Origin of the sequence: Microcystis sp. 49638_E5, assembly GCF_021300285.1 — a bacterium.
GTDB classification, from domain to species: domain Bacteria; phylum Cyanobacteriota; class Cyanobacteriia; order Cyanobacteriales; family Microcystaceae; genus Microcystis; species Microcystis aeruginosa_C.
Map to the genome: position 1 here is coordinate 1 of NZ_JAJTDH010000018.1, position 20437 is coordinate 20437.

At 47.0% G+C, this 20437-nt stretch carries 14 protein-coding genes; 3 read left to right on the forward strand and 11 right to left on the reverse strand.

The annotated features are described in order from the left end of the window. Positions 1 to 1547 (forward strand): tetratricopeptide repeat protein (locus LW728_RS07555; RefSeq protein ID WP_287766070.1); only part of this gene is annotated, 1547 nt, incomplete at its 5' end. Between the two features lie 103 nt (positions 1548 to 1650). On the opposite strand, the gene LW728_RS07560 is transcribed toward LW728_RS07555, so the two are convergent. The 4 genes from LW728_RS07560 to psaA form a co-directional block, all read right to left on the reverse strand. Then, positions 1651 to 1944 carry a DUF4164 domain-containing protein gene (locus LW728_RS07560; protein ID WP_502845972.1) on the reverse strand — a complete coding sequence of 98 codons (294 nt, stop codon included), beginning with the start codon at positions 1942 to 1944 and terminating at the stop codon, positions 1651 to 1653. Positions 1945 to 2124: 180 nt separating this feature from the next. Beyond that, a complete protein-coding gene (locus LW728_RS07565; RefSeq protein ID WP_287766097.1) occupies positions 2125 to 2583 on the reverse strand; it encodes a DUF4164 domain-containing protein in 459 nt (152 codons plus the stop codon). 229 nt (positions 2584 to 2812) lie between these two features. Beyond that, positions 2813 to 5026 carry a photosystem I core protein PsaB gene (gene psaB, locus LW728_RS07570; RefSeq protein ID WP_002770787.1) on the reverse strand — a complete coding sequence of 738 codons (2214 nt, stop codon included), beginning with the start codon at positions 5024 to 5026 and terminating at the stop codon, positions 2813 to 2815. Between the two features lie 178 nt (positions 5027 to 5204). Further along, entirely contained in the window at positions 5205 to 7454 is a 2250-nt protein-coding gene (gene psaA, locus LW728_RS07575) for a photosystem I core protein PsaA (RefSeq protein WP_002780971.1), read from the reverse strand. 467 nt (positions 7455 to 7921) lie between these two features. Here psaA and LW728_RS07580 point away from each other — a divergent pair, with 467 nt between their 5' ends. Together LW728_RS07580 and LW728_RS07585 are read left to right on the forward strand one after the other, a co-directional pair. Further along, positions 7922 to 9421, forward strand: coding sequence for a hypothetical protein (locus LW728_RS07580; protein WP_287766072.1), 1500 nt, complete (start codon positions 7922 to 7924; stop codon positions 9419 to 9421). Between the two features lie 232 nt (positions 9422 to 9653). Beyond that, positions 9654 to 10220: a hypothetical protein gene (locus LW728_RS07585; RefSeq protein WP_287766074.1), complete on the forward strand. Its 567-nt coding sequence runs from the start codon at positions 9654 to 9656 to the stop codon at positions 10218 to 10220. Positions 10221 to 10522: 302 nt separating this feature from the next. Here the strand turns inward: LW728_RS07585 and LW728_RS07590 are convergent, their stop codons facing one another. The 7 genes from LW728_RS07590 to LW728_RS07620 form a co-directional block, all read right to left on the reverse strand. Further along, positions 10523 to 13915 carry a Swt1 family HEPN domain-containing protein gene (locus LW728_RS07590; protein WP_287766077.1) on the reverse strand — a complete coding sequence of 1131 codons (3393 nt, stop codon included), beginning with the start codon at positions 13913 to 13915 and terminating at the stop codon, positions 10523 to 10525. A gap of 220 nt (positions 13916 to 14135) precedes the next feature. Further along, positions 14136 to 14654, reverse strand: coding sequence for a PIN domain-containing protein (locus LW728_RS07595; protein ID WP_002801404.1), 519 nt, complete (start codon positions 14652 to 14654; stop codon positions 14136 to 14138). Positions 14655 to 14658: 4 nt separating this feature from the next. Further along, the gene (locus LW728_RS07600; RefSeq protein ID WP_287766079.1) at positions 14659 to 15999 is read right to left on the reverse strand and encodes an AAA family ATPase; all 1341 of its coding nucleotides are present in this window, start codon (positions 15997 to 15999) and stop codon (positions 14659 to 14661) included. 217 nt (positions 16000 to 16216) lie between these two features. Then, positions 16217 to 16630 (reverse strand): type II toxin-antitoxin system VapC family toxin, encoded by a 414-nt coding sequence (locus LW728_RS07605; RefSeq protein ID WP_002777130.1) that lies wholly within the window; start codon positions 16628 to 16630, stop codon positions 16217 to 16219. Next, positions 16627 to 16836: a hypothetical protein gene (locus LW728_RS07610; RefSeq protein ID WP_002754183.1), complete on the reverse strand. Its 210-nt coding sequence runs from the start codon at positions 16834 to 16836 to the stop codon at positions 16627 to 16629. The genes LW728_RS07605 and LW728_RS07610 overlap by 4 nt, the downstream gene beginning before the upstream one ends. A 76-nt stretch (positions 16837 to 16912) precedes the next feature. Continuing rightward, complete coding sequence (locus LW728_RS07615; RefSeq protein WP_287766099.1) at positions 16913 to 19891, reverse strand: DUF1156 domain-containing protein; 2979 nt, start codon at positions 19889 to 19891, stop codon at positions 16913 to 16915. 74 nt (positions 19892 to 19965) lie between these two features. Beyond that, positions 19966 to 20346, reverse strand: a complete 381-nt coding sequence (locus LW728_RS07620) for a GxxExxY protein (protein ID WP_002754172.1) — start codon at positions 20344 to 20346, stop codon at positions 19966 to 19968. Between the last annotated feature and the right edge of the window lie 91 nt (positions 20347 to 20437).

Here is a 20437-nt window from a genome sequence, read left to right on the forward strand (position 1 = left end):
GTCAAGAGACAGTGGGAATTGCTTTAGTTTTAGATGCTAGTTTTCAGCGACTTAGCCAAAGACAGCAGGAATTATTCACTAAAACCAGCATTTATCGCCGAGAATTTGATTCTCTGGCAGCCAAAGCAGTGATGGATAATTACCCGGAGATCGAACTATCCGAGATCACGGCAGATTTGCGAGAATTACAGCGACGATCATTATTAGAAGAAAAAGAGGAAAATCGCCAGCGAATTTTTAGTTTTCAGCCTTTAGTTTGGGAATATGCACAATACAAAGCCGGTGATCAAAGGGAATTACACCAAAAAGCGATCGCCTATTATCTTTCTATTGCTCAACCCGACTCCTGGGAAATCCTCAACGATGTGCAACCTTACCTAGAAATTTTCTATCATCACTATCAGTTAACCGAGTACGACAATGCTTTTGATATTCTCCGTGCTATCGATGATTTTCTCACCCGACGGGGGTATTATCAAACCCTAGCGGATTATTACCTTGAATTAGTCACTGTTTACCAACAACAGGAAGAGCAAACCAACTGGAATTATGCCGCATCCCTCACCAGTTTAGGCAATGTTTACTATTCCCTAGGAGAATACCAAAAAGCGATCGAGTTTCATCAACAGTCCTTAGCAATCAAACGGGAAATCGGTGATCGGGGGGGTGAAGCGACTTCCTACAATAATTTAGGCACTGTTTACTATTCCCTAGGAGAATACCAAAAAGCGATCGAGTTTCATCAACAATCCTTAGCAATCACACGGGAAATCGGTGATCGGGGGGGTGAAGCGGCATCCTACATCGGTTTAGGCAATGTTTACCAATCCCTAGGAGAATACCAAAAAGCGATCGAGTTTCATCAACAATCCTTAGCAATCACACGAAAAATCGGTGATCGGGAAAGTGAAGCGTATTCCTACGGTAATTTAGGCAATGTTTACTATTCCCTAGGAGAATACCAAAAAGCGATCGAGTTTTATCAACAGTCCTTAGCAATCACACGGGAAATCGGTGATCGGGGGGGTGAAGCGAAATCCTACGGTAATTTAGGCAATGTTTACGATTCCCTAGGAGAATACCAAAAAGCGATCGAGTTTCATCAACAGTCCTTAGCAATCAAACGGGAAATCGGTGATCGGAGGGGTGAAGCGGCATCCTACAATAATTTAGGCAATGTTTACGGTTCCCTAGGAGAATACCAAAAAGCGATCGAGTTTCATCAACAGTCTTTAGCGATCACACGCGAAATCGGTGATCGGGGGGGTGAAGCGAAATCTTGGTTTAATCTGGGACTTACCTACTATAAACTCGATCGTATATCGGAAGCGAAAGAAGCATTTCTTCAGTCGCGGGAATTATATCAAGCATTGGGGTTAGCAGCGGATGTTCAAAAGTGCGATGATCAAATTCGGCAATTAGAAACCCGAAAATATCCCTTAATCGTTGCTTTCTTTCTGGGGGTGGTTAAGTTTCCTTTAGTTTTAATTGGGGGGATAATAGTGGCATTGTGGCGATTGTTAAAAAGATGGTTGAGGAAAGCATAATTATCGGTAGGATGGGTTAAATATCCCTTATTTTTAACCTGAGTTTCACATCTGCTAATTTCCCCTCATAACTACCCTAAAGTGAGAAATTATAGTAATATTTCTAAGGATTACCAGAAAAGAAAGAGCGCCACGCTGCTGTTCCGATCGCTCCTCCTAAAAGAATAATTAACGTCCAAACTTGATTTTTTTGGATTCCTTCCACCTTTTCTAGTCTTCTATCCATCCCATCGACTTTCTCAGTTAGTTTTGTCTGTCCTACCTCTAGCTTAGTTAGCCGTTCGTCGATTTTGTCAAATTTCTGGTTAAAATCCTTTTGTAAGCTGTCAAATTTCTGGTTAACATCCTGTTGGAAGGTATCGATTTTTTGGTTAACTTCCTTGATGCTGTCTTTGATTTCCTTGAGGACAGATTCAAGACTATAAGTAACGGTTTCAGACTATAAGTAACGGTTTCGTTAGACATTTTGGTAACATCCCTGGGAGTAATGATAGTACAATAATTTTATTTTAATCCTAAATCCGGTTATTAGAAACTGATTACCTATTGCCTAGCATTTAGTATTATGGCAATATTTCTAAGGATTGCCAGAAAAGAAAGAGCGCCACGCTGCCGTGCCGATCGCTCCTCCTAAAAGGATAATTAACGTCCAAACTTGATTTTTTTGGGTTCCTTCCACCTTTTCTAGTCTTCTATCCATCCCATCGACTTTCTCAGTTAGTTTTGCCTGTCCTACCTCTAGCTTAGTTAGCCGTTCGTCGATTTTCTCAAATTTCTGGTTAATATCTTTCTGTAGGCTGTCAAATTTCTGGTTAAGATCCTTCTGTAGGCTGTCAAATTTCTGGTTAACATCCTTTTGTAAGCTATCAAATTTCTGGTTAAAATCCTTCTGTAGGCTATCAAATTTCTGGTTAACATCCTGTTGCAAGGTATCAAATTTCTGGTTAAAATCCTTCTGTAGGCTGTCAAATTTCTGGTTAACATCCTGTTGGAAGGTATCGATTTTTTGGTTAACTTCCTTGATGCTGTCTTTGATTTCCTTGAGGACAGATTCAAGACTATAAGTAACGGTTTCATCTGGTTATTAAAAACTGATTATTTATTTCTCCTTTTGCCTTTTGCATGAGTAGAAAACGGGTTTCTCGGAGAAACCCGTTTTCTGTGGGTTACTCAAAGGATTGGGATTGAGCCGTGTTTTTATGATCAATCATAAACAAAACCCCCCACCAATGGGCGGGGGGTTTTTTAGTTACCTAATTCAAGGTTTAGCCGAACTTGCCGGCAGTGGAAGCGATCAAGAAGGCGGCGTAGGTGAAGATATAGCCAACGGTGAAGTGAGCTAAACCAACCAAACGAGCCTGAACGATCGAGAGAGCCACGGGTTTGTCTTTCCAACGAACGAGGTTCGCCAGAGGAGTGCGTTCGTGGGCCCAAACGATAGTTTCGATCAACTCTTGCCAGTAACCACGCCAAGAGATCAGGAACATGAAACCGGTTGCCCAAACGAGGTGTCCAAAGAGGAACATCCAGGCCCAGACAGAAAGGTTGTTAACACCGTAGGGGTTGTAACCGTTGATTAACTGAGCCGAGTTAGCCCAGAGGTAATCGCGGAACCAGCCCATCAGGTAGGTGGAGTTTTCGTTAAACTGAGCCACGTTACCCGACCAGACACCGAGGTGTTTCCAGTGCCAGTAGAAGGTTAACCAACCCAAGGTGTTCAACATCCAGAACATGGCTAGGTAGAAGGAATCCCAAGCAGAGATGTCGCAAGTACCGCCACGGCCGGGACCGTCGCAAGGGAAGGAATACCCGAAGTCTTTTTTATCGGGCATTAATTTGGAACCACGAGCGTCTAAAGCACCTTTAACCAGGATTAGAACGGTGGTGTGTAAACCAAGAGCGATCGCATGGTGAACGAGGAAGTCGCCAGGACCGATGGTTAAGAATAGGGAGTTAGTGCCGCTATTGATTGCGTCTAGCCAACCGGGTAACCAAACATCACCGTAGTTAGGATAGGCGGTGTAAGCGATACTATCGGGGTTAGACAACAGTACGTTCATGCCGTACAGGGTTTTACCCGAAGCTGCTTGCACGAATTGAGCGAACACAGGTTCGATCAGGATTTGTTTTTCGGGAGTACCGAAAGCGACGACTACATCGTTATGAACGTAGAGGCCGAGGGTGTGGAAACCTAAGAAAAGGGAAACCCAGCTTAGGTGAGAGATGATCGCTTCTTTATGCTCCAGCATCCGCGCCAGGACGTTATCTTTGTTCGCTTCGGGATCATAGTCACGCACGAAGAAGATAGCACCGTGAGCGAAAGCACCCACCGCTAGGAAACCAGCGATGTATTGGTGGTGGGTATAGAGAGCCGCTTGGGTAGTGTAGTCCTTAGCGATAAAGGCATAAGGGGGTAGCGCGTACATATGCTGCGCCACCAGAGAGGTGATCACGCCTAAAGAAGCCAGGGCCAAACCGAGTTGGAAGTGGAGAGAGTTGTTAACCGTGTCATAAAGATTTTTGTGACCGGCTCCTAACTTACCACTGGGGGGTCTGTGGGCATTGAGGATGTCCTTGATGCTGTGACCGATGCCCCAGTTGGTGCGGTACATATGACCAGCCACAATGAAGATCACAGCGATCGCCAAGTGGTGGTGAGCCATATCGGTTAACCAGAGGGACTCGGTTTGGGGATGGAAACCACCTAAGAAGGTGAGGATCGCAGTTCCCGCGCCTTGGGCAGTACCGAAAATGTGGTTAGCAGTGTCGGGGTTTTCCGCATACACACCCCAGTCACCGGTGAAGAAGGGTAGTAAACCCGCCGGGTGGGGGGGAGTGGAGAGGAAGTTGTCCCAACCAACGTGCTGACCGCGGGATTCGGGGATAGCAACGTGAACGAGGTGTCCGGTCCAAGCCAGAGAGCTAACACCGAACAGAGCGGCGAGGTGGTGGTTCAGGCGAGATTCAGCGTTTTTGAACCAAGCGAGGCTAGGACGGAACTTAGGTTGTAAGTGTAACCAGCCAGCAAAGAGGAAAATCGCCGAGAGAATCAGCAGGAACACCGCACCTTGGTATAGGTCTTGGTTGGAGGTCATACCGATGGTGTAGAACCAGTGGTAAACCCCGGAATAGGCGATGTTAACCGGATTAGAAGCGCCAGCTTGGGTGAAGGCATCTACCGCGCCTTTACCGAACTGGGGATCCCAAATCGCATGGGCGATGGGACGGATGTTTAAGGGATCTTTGATCCACTGCTCGAAGTTACCTTGCCAAGCGACGTGGAATATCGTACCGGAAGTCCACAGGAAAATGATTGCAATGTGGCCGAAGTGCGACGCGAAAATCTTTTGGTAGAGATTCTCTTCCGTCATGCCATCATGACTTTCAAAATCGTGGGCTGTGGCGATCCCGTACCAAATCCGACGGGTGGTCGGATCTTGGGCTAGATCTTGGCTAAATTTAGGGAATTTAGTTGCCATAGCTGTTTAGGAAATTCTCCTCTCTAAATAACTGAGGCTCTTACACGAGTGCTGGTTATTTCCTTTTTTAAATTCACCCACTGTAATAGGAAACGCTTACAGTGGTATCGGTCAATCGACGCTGGTTCAGCCTAGTCTTGCCAATCCCCGGGGGACTGGCAAGCCCTTATAGGCAAGTTTAGCCAATCGAGAGACTTCTGGCCAAGAAGAATGCCCAAGTGGTGACAATACCGCCTAAGAGGTAGTGAGCCACACCAACGGCACGACCTTGAATGATGCTCAGGGCGCGAGGTTGGATAGCGGGGGCAACTCTTAACTTGTTGTGCGCCCAGACGATCGACTCGATTAATTCTTGCCAGTAGCCGCGACCACTGAACAGGAACATCAAGCTAAACGCGAAGACGAAGTGACCGGCTAGGAACATGATTCCGTAGGCAGACAGGGCAGAGCCATAGGAATTAATGACTTGCGCTGCTTGCGCCCAGAGGAAATCGCGTAACCAACCGTTGATGGTGATGGCACTTTGGGCGAAGTTACCGAGGGTAACGTGGGTGACAGTGCCATCGGGGGCGACGGTTCCCCAGACATCGGACTGCATTTTCCAGCTAAAGTGGAAGATTACGACCGAGAGGGAGTTGTACATCCAGAACAGGCCGAGGAAGACGTGATCCCAACCCGAAACTTGGCAGGTACCGCCGCGACCGGGACCATCGCAGGGGAAACGGAAACCGAGATTCGCTTTATCGGGAATCAGACGGGAACCGCGAGCGTAGAGAACCCCTTTGAGGAGAATCAACACGGTTACATGGATGGTGAAGGCGTGGATGTGATGCACGAGGAAATCGGCAGTACCGAGAGTGATCGGCATCATGGCCACTTTGCCACCCACTGCTACTACGTCGCCACCGAAAGCATAACTAGCGGTAGTGAGAGCGTTAGGAGCGGTGTTGCCGGGGGCTAGGGTGTGGAGACTTTGTACCCATTGGGCAAAGATGGGTTGTAGTTGAATTCCCGTATCCGAGAACATATCTTGGGGACGACCAAAAGCCCGCATGGTGTCGTTGTGAATGTATAAACCGAAGCTATGGAAGCCGAGGAAAATACATACCCAGTTCAGGTGGGAGATAATTGCGTCGCGATGACGGATCACCCGATCGAGCAGGTTATCGACGTTTTTGGCCGGATCGTAGTCGCGTACCATGAAGATCGCTCCGTGCGCTCCCGCACCGACGATTAAGAAGCCACCGATCCAAGTGTGGTGAGTGAACAAGGATAGTTGGGTGGCGTAGTCCGTCGCCTGATAGGGATAGGGCGGCATGGCGTACATATGGTGGGCCACGATGATGGTTAGCGAACCTAAGAGAGCAAGGTTAATCGCTAACTGGGCGTGCCAAGAGGTGGTCAGGATTTCGTACAGTCCTTTGTGACCTTGACCGGTGAAGGGACCTTTGTGGTTTTCGAGGATTTCCTTCATGCTGTGACCGATACCCCAGTTGGTACGGTACATATGACCAGCAATGATGAATAATACAGCGATCGCCAAGTGATGGTGAGCGGTATCGGAAAGCCAGAGACCACCGGTCACGGGGTTCAAGCCACCTTTGAAGGTGAGGAAATCCGAGTAAGCACCCCAGTTAAGGGTAAAGAAGGGGGTCAAACCCTGGGCGAAGCTGGGATATAAATCCGCCATCTTGCTCGGTTCGAGAATGAACTCGTGGGGCAAGGGGATGTCTTGGGGAGCTACTCCAGCATCGAGGAGTTTGTTCACCGGTAAAGAAACGTGAATCTGATGACCGGCCCAACCTAGGGAACCTAAGCCGAGTAAACCCGCCAAGTGGTGGTTCATCATCGATTCCACGTTTTGGAACCATTCCAGTTTCGGTGCGCTTTTGTGGTAATGGAACCAACCGGCAAACAGCATCAGGCCCGCCATAACTAAACCACCGATAGCGGTGCAGTATAGCTGATAGCTGTTGGTGAACCCGGAAGCCCGCCAGAGGTAGAACAGACCAGAGGTGATCTGAATACCGTGGAAGCCGCCGCCCACATCGCCGTTGAGGATGCCTTGACCGACGATCGGCCAGACCACTTGGGCGCTGGGTTTGATGGCCAGCGGGTTGGTTAACCAAGCTTCATAGTTAGAAAATTTCGCGCCGTGGAAGTACATTCCACTCAGCCAAACGAAGACAACGGCGAGATGTCCGAAGTGGGCGCTGAAGATTTTCCGAGAAATATCTTCTAGATCGCTGGTTTGACTATCAAAATCGTGGACGTTGGCGTGTAGGTTCCAAATCCAGGTGGTGGTTTTGGGTCCTTTGGCTAAAGTGCGATCAAAATGCCCCGGTTGCCCCCACTTCTCAAAGGAAGTAGGTACTGGGTCTTTATCTACAATCACTTTAGCTACCGCCTCTTTGGGGGGGAGTGCCATGAGGATTCTCCTCTCTCGACAATAGACTTAGCGTTTTATTTGAGGATAGATTTTTTAACCTAAAAAAGGCAAGTTGAAATCTGACCCACCTTTTGTTAATGTCGCTTGACTTTCCTCTTGGGTGAGATTCCAGTCGAAAGCATCAATAGTAGATGATAAGTCTTTGTTCTCTTGTCTGTTCGTTATGCTTAACAATAATTAAAATTCTCTTAATCCTTGATAGGAGAGACGTTTTCTGCTATGGACGGTCTTAGTCAGTGTCTGACTGGTGATTTTTCTTTACAAAAGTTTATCAATTGTCGCTCCGGAAGCCAATTTCCCCTTTTTCTCCCTCACCAGACCATATAGAAAATTCAATAGATAGATTCTCAAAAAACAATCAAACAATTCTGTAAAATTGAGGCCATAACCTCATCTTCTCGCGCTTTTGCTGACACCGGAGCATTCAATGACTCTAGCAAAAATCAATGGTTTGTATAGATTTTGGCCTTGGCTCTAGGAGGAACGTGCTATCCCTACTACATAAATTAATCCCAGTCAAAACCCTTCATATATGTCTTGTGATTGGTTTACTGACCACCCTGTTAACTGCCTGTGGCGATCGCCTGACGGCTACCAATCTCCCCAGTTCCGAAACCCCTCATCTTCCCGTCGTTCGAGGCCGCATTTCTGAGGTGGCCCCCCCGGTCCTAATTCAGGAACTGCGCCCCAGTTTAGAGCGTTACGCTCCCCAAGTAACGATTCTCAGTCCTCTGGCCGAACAAGTTTTCGATGACACTCAGGTGACAGTTAAACTACAAGTGTCGGATCTGCCAATTTTCCAAGACGATACCCTGAAATTAGGACCCCACTTGAGCCTAATTGTCGATAATGAACCGGCAGCAGCCATTTACGACCTCAAGCAACCGATTATCCTAGAAAATCTTGCCCCCGGTACTCACACCCTGCGCGTCTTGGCCCTGCGTCCTTGGCAGGAAAGTTTTAAAAATGATGGGGCATTTGCTGAAACAACCTTTCATATTCTGACAAAAACAGGCAAAAATGACCCCGATAACAACTTACCCCTATTAACCTACAGTAGTCCGCAGGGAATCTACTGTGCAGAACCGATCCTGCTCGATTTTTATCTGAGTAATGCTCCTCTACGTCTGTCCAATACTGCCAACGGGGATAATAATCTTCAAAATTGGCGCATTCGTGTCACTGTCAACGGTGAAAGTTTTCTGCTTGATACTTGGGAACCAATCTATCTCAAGGGTTTTGCCAAGGGCAATAACTGGGTACAACTAGAATTCATCGATGGTAAGGGAAATAAAGTCGAAAACGAGTTTAATACCAGCGTGCGCGTGATTAGCTTTGATCCCTCTTACCAAGACGGCCTCAGTCAATTGGTCCGCGGCGATTTATCCCCTACAATTGCCCGTAGCATTGTTGATCCCAACTATAAAACCATTCCCCGTCTAGAGGAAGAAACCCCCGTTATTGAGCCAGAAACCCCTATAGTTGAGGAAGAAGAAACCTCTATAGTTGAGGAAACCCCTGTAGTTGAGGAACCCCCTATAGTTGAGGAAGAAACCCCTATAGTTGAGGAAACCCCTGTTATTGAGCCAGAAAGCCCTATAGTTGAGGAAAACCCTGTTATTGAGTCAGAAAGCCCAATCGTGGAAGAAAAACCAGTGGAGACAGAAACAATCGAAAAGGTCGAGGAAACCCCTGAAGCGATCGAATCTCCCCTAACCACCATACCAGAGACAAAAGAGATTAACGAACCTGCCCCCGGTATTCAGCCTCCGCTAGAAGTGGAACCTATTCCCGAACCCCAGAACAATAGCGAGCAAAAAATCAGCATTTTTGATCGCGTTCAACAAACCTTCAATCGCTTCCAGTTGGCCTCTTCCTCAGCAGAAAAAGATATCGAACTACCCACCCTCGATCCTCAATTATTCAGCAATGTCGAGCGGTCTTAGAGCCTAGCTTAATCCAGTTTTCAGGGGAAGTGGGGAGGTGGGGAGGTAGGGAGCGGGAGAATGGGGGAATTTCAACTAACACCCTAAAACCCCAACACCCTAAAACCCCAACCTCCAACCCCTCGATCGAGAAATTATTAAACAAATATTTCGCAATATAGACAAAATCAGGAACTAAGTTATAATCTAAAACGTCTATAGAGAATTTACTAACTTTTTGCTTGAGGTAATTGTGTTTAACAAAATTTCCCTTGTCGCTGGTTTTGCCGGTTTAGTTGCCCTAACTACCGTTGGCGCTGTACCCGCACAAGCAGGACCACAAAATAACGAAATCTTGATCAGTCAACTGCGCGGCCATGACACCTACAGAGGTGAGCCGCAACTCAACCCCGGTGACTATATACTCGGTCGCGTCCGGGGAACCGTGGGTGGCATTATGTCCATCCAATTGATCAGACTTGTAACAGTGGATGGCAAAGAAATTTTCAACGGCGACTTTGCTGACGGAACCACCGCTCGTATTGTTGGGGATGGCACTGGTGGTGACGATGTACTATTGCAAGTGGTAGATGGCAAGTTAATTTATGTGGGTAAAGCTCATCCCTATTGGGTTTCCCGCTTGAAACTAAAATCAGAAATCGCCGTCAGTACCACTCGCTCGCAACTTTTAAGAGAACTTAACCAAAAAGAATCCGCTTGGGGACTTCCCGCTTTACCCCCGGAAACCAGAACCTTTACTGAAGTTGCTCCTCAACCCGCTCCCGATCCTAGTGTATCTCCTATCCGCGGACTTTGGTAGTGGGAAGACATCAGCAGAAAACCTCTTGTCTTTAGACTAAGAAGGGTGAAAACTTTCCTCACAATCTAACCAATTTGGACTAAATAAATCCCTCTTTTTCAGATAAAAGGGGGATTATTATTGCTCTCTTAGGTTTGGTGGGTAAAATGTATTCTAAGATACAGTCCTGCTGGCGAGGGAGTGGAAGGAACCACTCCAGACACAGAGGACACAAAGATTGATCGCTTCTATAGTAAGTTAAACTGATCACACAAAGAATAAGAGAGCCATGACCGAATCCAGATAGGGAAATTTCCCGATATTCACTCCAGTTCAAAAGACTGATTATTAAATTTTAGTGTCCGACAATTCTCCGTCACCGTCCGCACCACATCATCCGGCACACCATCAGGAATGTCAGCTTCAATCTCCAGTGTTACCTTAACCCTGGCCCCACTGAGTCGGGTGAGATGCTGGATGATCTCATTGGCGATCGCTGGAGCGTCTCGATTGATCCGCAGGGGATCGATCTCAACACTGCCGTAAAACCTCCGCAGAACCAGCTTTTTCTCAACCAGATCACCGGGAGTCTCTGTCACAGTTAATCCAACACCAGAGGGTAAAGATGGCGGCCGATCACGGTCACTAGAGATAACGGGATCAGTCTCGGCAGTGGTCGGGGGGTTAGCTGGTTTCTCGGCCTCTAGCTGCCCCATGGCTACATCAGGCTTAACCAGAAGGCTGTGACTGCTGATACTCGGGTTAATATCCCGAAGGATGACAAGACCAGTATATCTTTGCTTCGCCTCATCCCAGCCCTCTGCATAACCGAAGTTCTCCTGTACGAGCGTAGAACGAACCCCCTCCCGCACAGTTTGAAGTAGAACATCCTGGTTCTTGAGACGGGGCAAGTAAAGATACTGCGCTAGGTACTCCCACAGACGTTTCAGATCGATGTGGTTAGTTGAACGCCACAGGTATTTGTCGAGGGCGTCCCTCCGCAGGTTGTCACCAGAGTAATGGGTAATCAGTTGCCCCTCATGAACCAGTTTGCGGCTGGCTCGATCGATAGGCGAATCGTCCCCCTGAGCGTTGGTATCAGTCCAGTGGATGCCTTTCTGGGGGTCGGGTTGCTCTGGAACCAGCAGCCACTTATAGGTTTGGTTGAGGATCAGGCTTACCTCCTTGTCGGCTTGATCGCGCTTAGTGATCGCCTGTTTATTCTGAGAAACATCGAGATTGAGGGTTTCCTTATCCGCCACAATTGAATTCCAGGCAAGATATCCGGCGACGTTCTTCTCTAAGTTTTCCAAGTTCGACTTGTCAGGGGCAACAAATACAAGCGTATTCTTGTAATAGCGGGGGCTACCCCCTCTCTGATTGAGAATTTCCGCCACTAAACGCCGAGCGGGGCTATCTTCGGCGGATTTGCTGTGGGGTTGCCCAGTACCGAGAACTACAAGCCGCACCCCCAGATGAGGATCATCGGGAATATCAGCAGTTGATTCTGGGGCAATATGAATCGCTCCAAACTCGCCCCGCTGCTGGTCGGCCTTCAAGCGCCGGACGATTTCTTCTGTCACTTTATACCGCTCCTCAAAGAGCAGGTTTGCCCGATCTTGGGCTGTGCGGGTGACGTTGGGCTGATTGGAAATCCAGTAGCGGTTGCCATCGATGTAGAGGTAGGTGGCCCGATCTGTTAGCCGCCGTAGGGCATCACCAAAAGTGGCTACAGTCTCCCCCGGCTGCACGCAACCGAGTTTGATCCTCTTATCTTCTAGTCCTCGGTTAGCAGCCCGAATCGTGGGGGCCGAGCCAAGGTAAATAGTGCGCGTAACCCGACGGCAAGCAGAATAGCGTCCCAGGTTGGAATTTTGGCGATCGATGTCGAGGGGCAGAGAATTGGGGCCATCTACATCTTTTTCGATGATCGGAACCCAATTATCATCTAAGTAGCGGGTTAACTCCGACTGAACCTGAGCATCATCCATCGGGACGTGGGAGGGCATGATCAACAAGCTCTTGTCCTCTCGCTCCCAAAGGGAATGGATGACCTTGGCCATGAGTCGCAAAACACCCCTGGTGCGTTGGAATTTATCGAGGGTTGACCAGTCGGAGTAGAGGCGATCAAAAAATTCTGGGTGAATGGGATAGGCTTCCCGCAGGCGGCGTCTGTAGTCAGCCTCCAGGCATTCGCTAGGAAATTCCTGGGCCTGGGTGCGATACATCTCGGAGAAAGCTTTAATCACCGCATCCCGTGCGACAAATAGTTGCGGGTCAGTAGTGGTTTGAAAGAGACGGCGGCGGACGATCTCGAAACTCTCCTCGGCACTAGCGGGTCGCCAAGGGGATTGGATGCGCCCGATCGCATTTTTAAGGCGGTCTAGGGCCTCTGTACCCCGTTCTCCTCCGGTTTCAACATCTGTAGTCCGTACTTCTCCGGTTTTTTCGTCAACGGTTTCCGAAGCGGGGATACTCACAGCCAAAAGCGTCTGCTGGGCATTTTTCGCCGACTCGCTCAGGGTTTGGGCAAATGTAAACTGGGTGTCAAAACTACCGCCGGGAATATCGTTCTTGTCGTGCAATTGCCTAGCATAGGCAACCCATTCGTCGATCAAGATCAAACAGGGTGAAAAACGATTAAACAATATTTTGAGTGCGTCTCCCGGATTAGTGGAAGTTTCATCGGCGTTGCGAACCAGAGCGTAGCCCTCAGCGCCGCCGAGTTGCCAAGCTATTTCTCCCCACAGGGTCTTGATTTCTGGGCGATTTTGCTTGTTGTGTTCCGGTTTGTAGGGGGGAATGCCACTAGGCTGGACTTTAGTGCCGACCAGAACAGCAATGTTGACATTTTCGGGGGGTTTTTTAATGTTCAGAGCTTGGAAGATCGACTCCATACCGGGAAGATCTTCGATCGCCAAAGCATTGCACAGATGGTAGAGGGCCAGCATGGCGTGGGTTTTTCCGCCACCGAAGTTAGTTTGCAGTTCAATCACCGGCTCTCCGCCATTACCACTCAGACGCAGCAGGGCATTGGTGAGGAGTTGCTTGAGTCCTTCGGTGAGGTAGGTGCGGCGGAAAAATTCCGTCGGGTCGCGGTATTCGTCAGAGCCTTCATCGAGATAGACTTGCCAGAGGTCGGCGGCAAATTCGGCCTGTTGGAAGCGTCCAGAAGCCACATCGGGGTGGGGGGTGGCGATTTCCCGCCAGGGTTTCAATCCCGACATCGGTTGTCCTTCCGTAGGTGCGATCGCTTGGCGCCTTGTCTCTCGCCGGGCCTGTTCTTCAAAGCGAAGTCTGAGGATTTCTTGCTTCTGCTTCTCCACCTCTTGGGTGTCGGCGGAAACCGAACTCAGTAGGCGAGAGATGCTATCAAAAGCCCGGTAAGCATCGTCGAGGCTGAAAGCATCGTTATGGGCCCAGGCGTTGCGGACATCTCTTAGTTCACTGGCCAGAGAGCGATCGCTTCTGCCTAGGGTTTTCTTAAAAACTTCATTCCACTGCTCCCAGAGGACAATTAGTAGGGCCGAAACGTCTTCCTTGAGGACGGCATCACCTGTCCTGCGGATCGTGTAGCTCTCAGGGAGGCAACTTAAGGCCACGGCCACCCACTTCTGGCCGTAGCTTGCTTTCATTTCTCGTTCTATGAAGGGGTATAGTCCCTCTCTGAGGAAATCTAGGGCGCGTCCGACTCGTTCACGATTGCTGATTGCCATGGGATTTGATGAGGAGTTATTTTTATAATGCCTCAATTTGGGAGAGATAACCACACGAAGGGGGATTTTGAACCACAAAGAACACGAAGGGGGATTTTGAACCACAAAGGCACAAAGAACACGAAGGGGGATTTACCACAAAGGCACAAAGGTCACAAAGTTTGGGGAACCACAAAGGCACAAAGGTCACGAAGGGGGATTAACCACAAAGGCACAAAGGTCACGGAGGGTTAGGTACTTGTGCTTGAGTGGTCTGTGGGGAGACGATTTCACCACAAAGAAACTCTATGCTGATTCCGTAGATGGTTAGGGCTTCGTAAAACTCGGCCCAGTCTGAATCCACAGCGTTGATAATGGGAGGGCAATCTTGTGCGGCGAGGGCAACAGCGACAAATTTTCGGTCTGATGGGTCGAATTTTTTTAATTGAGGATCATCAGGAAATTCTTGAAAGCTATTATCTTCTGAAGGATGAATCTTGACTTGTTGACAACGTTGAGAGTTTGTCTGATTAGTCAATACCCATTTGAGAAATGCGTCTCCTATTCCTGGTTGTCCTGTTTGATTTACTTTGTTTCTATATTCTTTTAAGATTAGCCATTGATTGTCTATCACAATGATTCCATTTTCTTTTATGTCTCTTAAATATTGTCCTGTCCTTAACTGACATTTAGGAGTAACTTGAGGACAATCTCTACCGTTAGCGGCGATTAAGACGTTTGTATCAATAATGACTTTCATGGGTTTATTCACTAACTATCTGACGTTTTATAGCAGCTTCGGTCATGGCAAATAAATCTCCTATTTCATCACCAAAGAAATTTTCTGGCCAGTTGGCAATATTTCCAAAGTCGTCGATTTCTAAGGTGGTTAAACTAGAGCTTCCATCTTGCTTGGAATTACAGAAGTAAAGTTTAATGTCTTGAGGGCTTAATCCGTCTTTTTCTTCAGCAATACGACGCTGAAGACGACGCAGTAAATGTTCGCTATGACTCTCGACAATGATTTGAATTTTGCGAGTTTTAATAGCATCAATAAATACATCGGCAAGTCCAGCCTGTACGGAAGGATGCAGATGAATTTCTGGCTGTTCTAAAATGATTGTTGAGCCTTCTGGCGCATAATAACACAGAACCAAAACAGGTAAAACCTGAGAAACACCAAAGCCAACATCCGTTATTAAAACTTTTGCTGTATCGGGAAATCTTTGTACCAAAACTTCATAGTCTTTGCGATCTTTTGCAATTGCTTGCACCTGAAAACTATGAATTAGAGCTAATTCTTTTAGCCAGTAAGCAATGGTCTCTTGAATGGTTGATTGTTGAGAAGCTAGTAAGGCCGGAATAGCTAATTCTCCCCTACGGCCAACATCTCGCGGTTTTTCTCCGGCCCAAGAGTAAATTCTTTTGGGGTATTCTCTCAGGGGACCAAGATAATAAATACGCTCAAATGCTTTTTCATAGGCTAGGGAAAAATCCGATAAAAAGCCTGTATTTTGAAAATAACTAATTGCTTGGTCAGGAAAACCATAGTTTTTTATTGGAACTGGGAGAGGCCAAGCTCTCCCCCTACTTCTTTTCGGTTGATATCCTTCTGATTGTAGTTCATATTCACAGGAGTCTTTTTCGGCATTTTTCTTGAATTTAAAGCTTATATTTTCTGAATTATAGTTAAAATTATAGCAAAAGTTTTCTAAAAATATTTGATTATCATTTAGCTTTATTTCTGAATAAAATTCCAGAGAGTTTAAGGAAAAAAGTACATCTTCTTGAGAGCTTTCGGGATTAAAAATATTTAATTCTTCTGATAAATCCCATTCTAATTTAAAAGAGATTACACTGGGGATAATATGATTATAAGCAATATCATACAATGTCCCTAACTCAACATAACTTCTTTCATCCCCTGTGTTTAAGACTCTTTGGCGATCGCTAGACTCTACAGTTTGCTTGAGAAGTAAAAAGAATTGAATAATGCTGGATTTTCCAGAGCTATTATTACCAAAAAATCCTGTAAGAGAAGCTAAGGAAATGTCTCCTGTATCTTGCCATGATTTAAAGTTTTTAAACTTGATTGTTTTAAACATAATTACAATTTGAGATTAGAAACTTGTGGGGATTTGGGAGAGGGGGGATTTTGAACCACAAAGGCACAAAGGTCACGAAGTTTGGGGAACCACAAAGGCACAAAGGTCACAAAGTTTGGGGAACCACAAAGGCACAAAGGTCACAAAGTTTGGGGAACCACAAAGGCACAAAGGTCACAAAGTTTGGGGAACCACAAAGGCACGGAGGTCACAAAGATTAGGTAGATGGTGTCCATAGCTCAATGTTTTTAAACCAAGTTAAGTCTCTGTAATCGAGAGTCCAGATTAGGGCGTTAAATTTTTGAGCAATGACTACCACTGAAGCATCTTCTAGACTACCCTGCCAATTGGTCATTTGTATGACTAAATCAAATGTAGTCTGCATGGTTTCCATTTCAAGCGGCACGATTGTGGTCTCTTCTTTAATTATAGTTAATGCCTTTTGCGCTACTTGTGGACATTGTTCCCTAGCTACGAATTTATAAACCTCGAACAAGATGGGTAAAGGGGTTAAAACTGCGCCAAATTCCTGCGGTAGTTGTGCAAACCCCTTTATCGCTTCCTTGTGGTAATTATCTTGGCTCGATAACAGGGCAATAAGTGGCCCGGCATCAAGGACTAATCGTCTCATGTCAAATAATCTTCGTTAACGGAGGCATCTGGTGGGGCATTCTCGACAATTCCCGCTAGTTCTAGAAGTCTAGAGGTATCTTTGGGAATTAGTTTGATTTCTAGGGCTTCTTGAACTACACTTAACGGGGTTTCTTCGGGATGCTCTTTTAAGTAGTTATTGAGACGTTTTGCTAAGTTATCGGGAACTTCAATGGTTAGTTTCATGGGGGTTACTACTTGATTTTAAAACTCTGTGTTCTCTGTGTCTCTGTGGTTTAAATTCACCACAAAGGCACAAAGGTCACAAAGAAAAGGATAGTTGTTCGGGAGAGGGTTTATATTCGTTGGCTAGGCGGGTGATTTCTGGCCAAGAGGTGACGAGGCTATTGTAGGCTATGGCTTCTTGGGTCCAACCTTTTCTGTCACAGAGGCTATAAAGTCTATAGGCGAGTTCTTTGGCTAAATCGGCTTTGTTTCCTAGTTTAGCCAAGAGTTCTGCGGCTCCGGTTTCGCCGTTTTTATCGAGGGTATGGATGAGGTGTTGGGTGATTTCCCAGATGGGTGTCCGCTCATCTTTTTCTGGCTTCCAATCGGTTTTAAGATCTTCACGTTTGAGTAGTCGCACTTTACCGGCTTTTGCTTCTAGTATGCCAGCTTCAACCATGCCCTGAATACTGGTGTTTTTGGCTTTGGAGAGGGTTTCTGCATTGCCATATAGTGCTTCGTTGAATTGGTACTGCTCGAACCAAGTCAGCGCCCAACGGGTATCACTATCAAATTCTCCTTCTTGTTCGGTGAGAAATTCGTCGAGAATCTGGTTAATCAGTTGCAGGGCGGTACGAACACCCATAGAAGTGCCGTTAGATTCGAGGATAGCGGCGTATTTGGAGTAGATTGCCATCCCGGGCCCAATACTGGCTTGGGCGAGGTCAACGGGGGCAATATTGCCCTGTTGCAGCAGTTTTAGGGCTTGGGGAAGGTCGCGCTTCAGTTCGTTGAGGAATTGGCGGCGGCTGGCTTTGGGCGCGTCGGCGGGACGGGGACGACACACGAGGACGATGGAGGAGGCGAGGGCGTTAGTGCCAAGTCCAACACTACGGTTACTCAGTTCTGTTCGCATTGGCCATGTGCCACCAATGGAAAAATCAGATTTAATCAAACCTTCGAGCATGGTTTCCCATCCAGTGGAAGAGACAACAGCATTTCCCTTATCATCATCACTGTCTTCTGTTTCTGCCTGTTTAAAGGCGTAATAGACAGTAAGAGGATAATCTGAGTGAGCCATCCCATTCATTCGCCCGAATGCTTTTCTTAAGCCCTCCTCAAAGAAGGATTGAGCTTTTTTTTTATCACCCCCAAAACGATAGGGAGTAGCGACTAATTCCGGTGTTTTGGGTACGAGTAAAGTGCTGAAGATGTTTGAATAGACTGAATTAAGGGAACGACGCAACCAAACATAAAAAAAGTCTGCAAGGTCTGCATAGCCTATGTTGTCGTAGTATGGGGGGTCTGTAGAGATGATTCTGGGTGCTATTTCGTCATTACTTTTAGCAGTAGCATCAATTTGTTGAACATTACCTTGTTGACTAAACTGAAGCTTTTCTAAAACATCACAAATTGAAGATAAAGAGACTTTTAAATCACCAGCAGCACCTGAAAATGGATTGACATCTGGATAATCCCATGTCATCGGAATAGCCTGTCGTGCAAATGCCGTGACGGTTTGGTCACGACTTGCTGTCCATCTTGCTATAGTGCATAAAGTGTTAGCTATTCGACTTACGCCAAAAGCCAAATAAGTCGCCACCGCATCCGCATAAGCCGTCGCACCTATTCCCCCATCATTAAGAGGTAAATCATCATCAGGGATTCCTGCGGCTACTGCATCAGCTTTAATTTTTTCTCTGGCTTCACTTACTAAATCGCTAAAAGTAGTGAGAGCGACGAGTTGACGGGGAGTGAATAAATCGGCGTGTTTCGTCATGCCATAACCTTGTACGCGGAAGCCTAAAGCCTGTTCTGGTAAATTTGAATCAGGTTTCCATTCAGGCTGTGCTTTTTTAGCGATATATTCCTGTTCCTCATCAGGAGAAAGATAAACCCTTCCCCCTTGTCCTTCAGCGACAATAGCCATTAACTGAGAATCCATCCGGCCTGCCTTACCTTCCCTACGGATATGATCAAAAGGAACAGGAGTATTACAAGCGATACAAACTGCACCCTTGCGGTTCACCGTCCCATCTGGGGCCGTACCCTTACCCGTTTTCACCTCAAAGCGGATTTTGGGTGGCACCACAGAGACACCAAAATCATCCCCCTTTGTGTCCTCAGTGCCTTTGTGGTTAAAATCCCCCTCAGTGTTAACATCTCCCACAAAAGGCTCAACCCAAGCCTCCTTACCCTTCTTCGTCGAAAGCGAGAACTTATTAACCAGAGGCATCTGACAGCCACAGGCCGGATTAGGACACTTCACCGTCCTGGCCCAAAGCCAAGCAATCACCTTAGTGTCCTTTGTGCCTTTGTGGTTGGTTTCCACCATCGGATAAAGATAGCCAATCCTTTTAAAAGCCTCATCCCGCATCCACTGACCGTAATAGCGCACATCTGCGGCCAATCCCTGGGCCCCTTCCCAGGAAGAAATCTTTTGTTTTTGGCGAGAATCGGGATTAACCGGCGGTTTATCCTTAAACTTGGGCGGAATCTCGATCAAAGCCTTAGTAATCAACACCGCCACCGGATTGAGGTCACTACCGTGGGCCTGCAAACCCAAGCGCTGGGCCTCCAAAGGAATGGAACCACCACCACAAAACGGGTCATAGGCGGGGGGGGCATATTTAGCGATATAATCCCGTATAGCATCAGGTTTAGTGGGAGGTTCTTCCCCACGTTCCCAAGCTAAACAGCGCGCAATTTCTCGCTGTGCTTCTAGCAATACTGCTGAGTTAGGCTGGTTAATCTCATCCCAAGATACCAACCCTCTAACCACCTGCTTAGTGTTACCTTTCTTGTCCTTTTCAATCTCAATCCTACCCAAAATATCAAACAATCGCTGCCGTTCCCGATTCTGTGCTTCTTCCGTGGGAAATTTCTCTGGCCAACTGGAAGGATCATCTACCAAAGAAGCCCATAAAACCGCCCTAGTTGTAGCCAAAGGTTTCCGGGACCACCAAAGATGTAGAGTAGAGGGATGACCATGGCGAATCGACTTTTCCCGTGCCGATTCGACGTTAATGGCTTCTAGGGGTAGGGCCACTTCAATGAGTTTTTTACGGTAGGTCATGGGAGATAAAAGAACCACAAAGGCACAAAGGACACGAAGATTGAGGAACCACAAAGGCACAAAGGACACAAAGATTAATTGTTGACAAGGCGTTTGATGCCTTGTTTGAGAACGGGAACGTTAAAATTAATCAGTAATCCTAGCCAAAGCCGGCGTAATTTGAGATAGGTTAACAACTGGGCCTCGTGAATGGGGGTAAGTTGTTCAACGGTTTTCAGTTCGACAATAACCAGATTTTCCACCAATAGATCGAGACGATAACCACAATCAAGTTTAACACCGCGATAAATCACTGATTGAGGAACTTGACGCTCCACCGCTATCCCCCTATCCAATAACTCGTACTCTAAACAGGCCTCATAGGCCGACTCCAATAGTCCTGGCCCCAACTCCCGATGAACAGCGATCGCCGCCCCAATAATCTCCTTAGATAAATCATTAGCCCTCTCATCCATAACCTTAGTGTCCTTCGTGCCTTTGTGGTTAATCCCCTTAGTGTCCTTCGTGCCTTTGTGGTTAATCCCCTTAGTGTCCTTTGTGCCTTTG

Coding starts and splice junctions, on each gene's coding strand:
- psaB (WP_002770787.1), bottom strand. CDS start 5,026: ATGGCAACTAAATTCCCTAAATTTAGCCAAGATCTAGCCCAAGATCCG.
- psaA (WP_002780971.1), bottom strand. CDS start 7,454: ATGGCACTCCCCCCCAAAGAGGCGGTAGCTAAAGTGATTGTAGATAAA.
- LW728_RS07580 (WP_287766072.1), top strand. CDS start 7,922: ATGGTTTGTATAGATTTTGGCCTTGGCTCTAGGAGGAACGTGCTATCC.
- LW728_RS07590 (WP_287766077.1), bottom strand. CDS start 13,915: ATGGCAATCAGCAATCGTGAACGAGTCGGACGCGCCCTAGATTTCCTC.
- LW728_RS07595 (WP_002801404.1), bottom strand. CDS start 14,654: ATGAAAGTCATTATTGATACAAACGTCTTAATCGCCGCTAACGGTAGA.
- LW728_RS07600 (WP_287766079.1), bottom strand. CDS start 15,999: ATGTTTAAAACAATCAAGTTTAAAAACTTTAAATCATGGCAAGATACA.
- LW728_RS07605 (WP_002777130.1), bottom strand. CDS start 16,630: ATGAGACGATTAGTCCTTGATGCCGGGCCACTTATTGCCCTGTTATCG.
- LW728_RS07610 (WP_002754183.1), bottom strand. CDS start 16,836: ATGAAACTAACCATTGAAGTTCCCGATAACTTAGCAAAACGTCTCAAT.
- LW728_RS07615 (WP_287766099.1), bottom strand. CDS start 19,891: ATGACCTACCGTAAAAAACTCATTGAAGTGGCCCTACCCCTAGAAGCC.
- LW728_RS07620 (WP_002754172.1), bottom strand. CDS start 20,346: ATGGATGAGAGGGCTAATGATTTATCTAAGGAGATTATTGGGGCGGCG.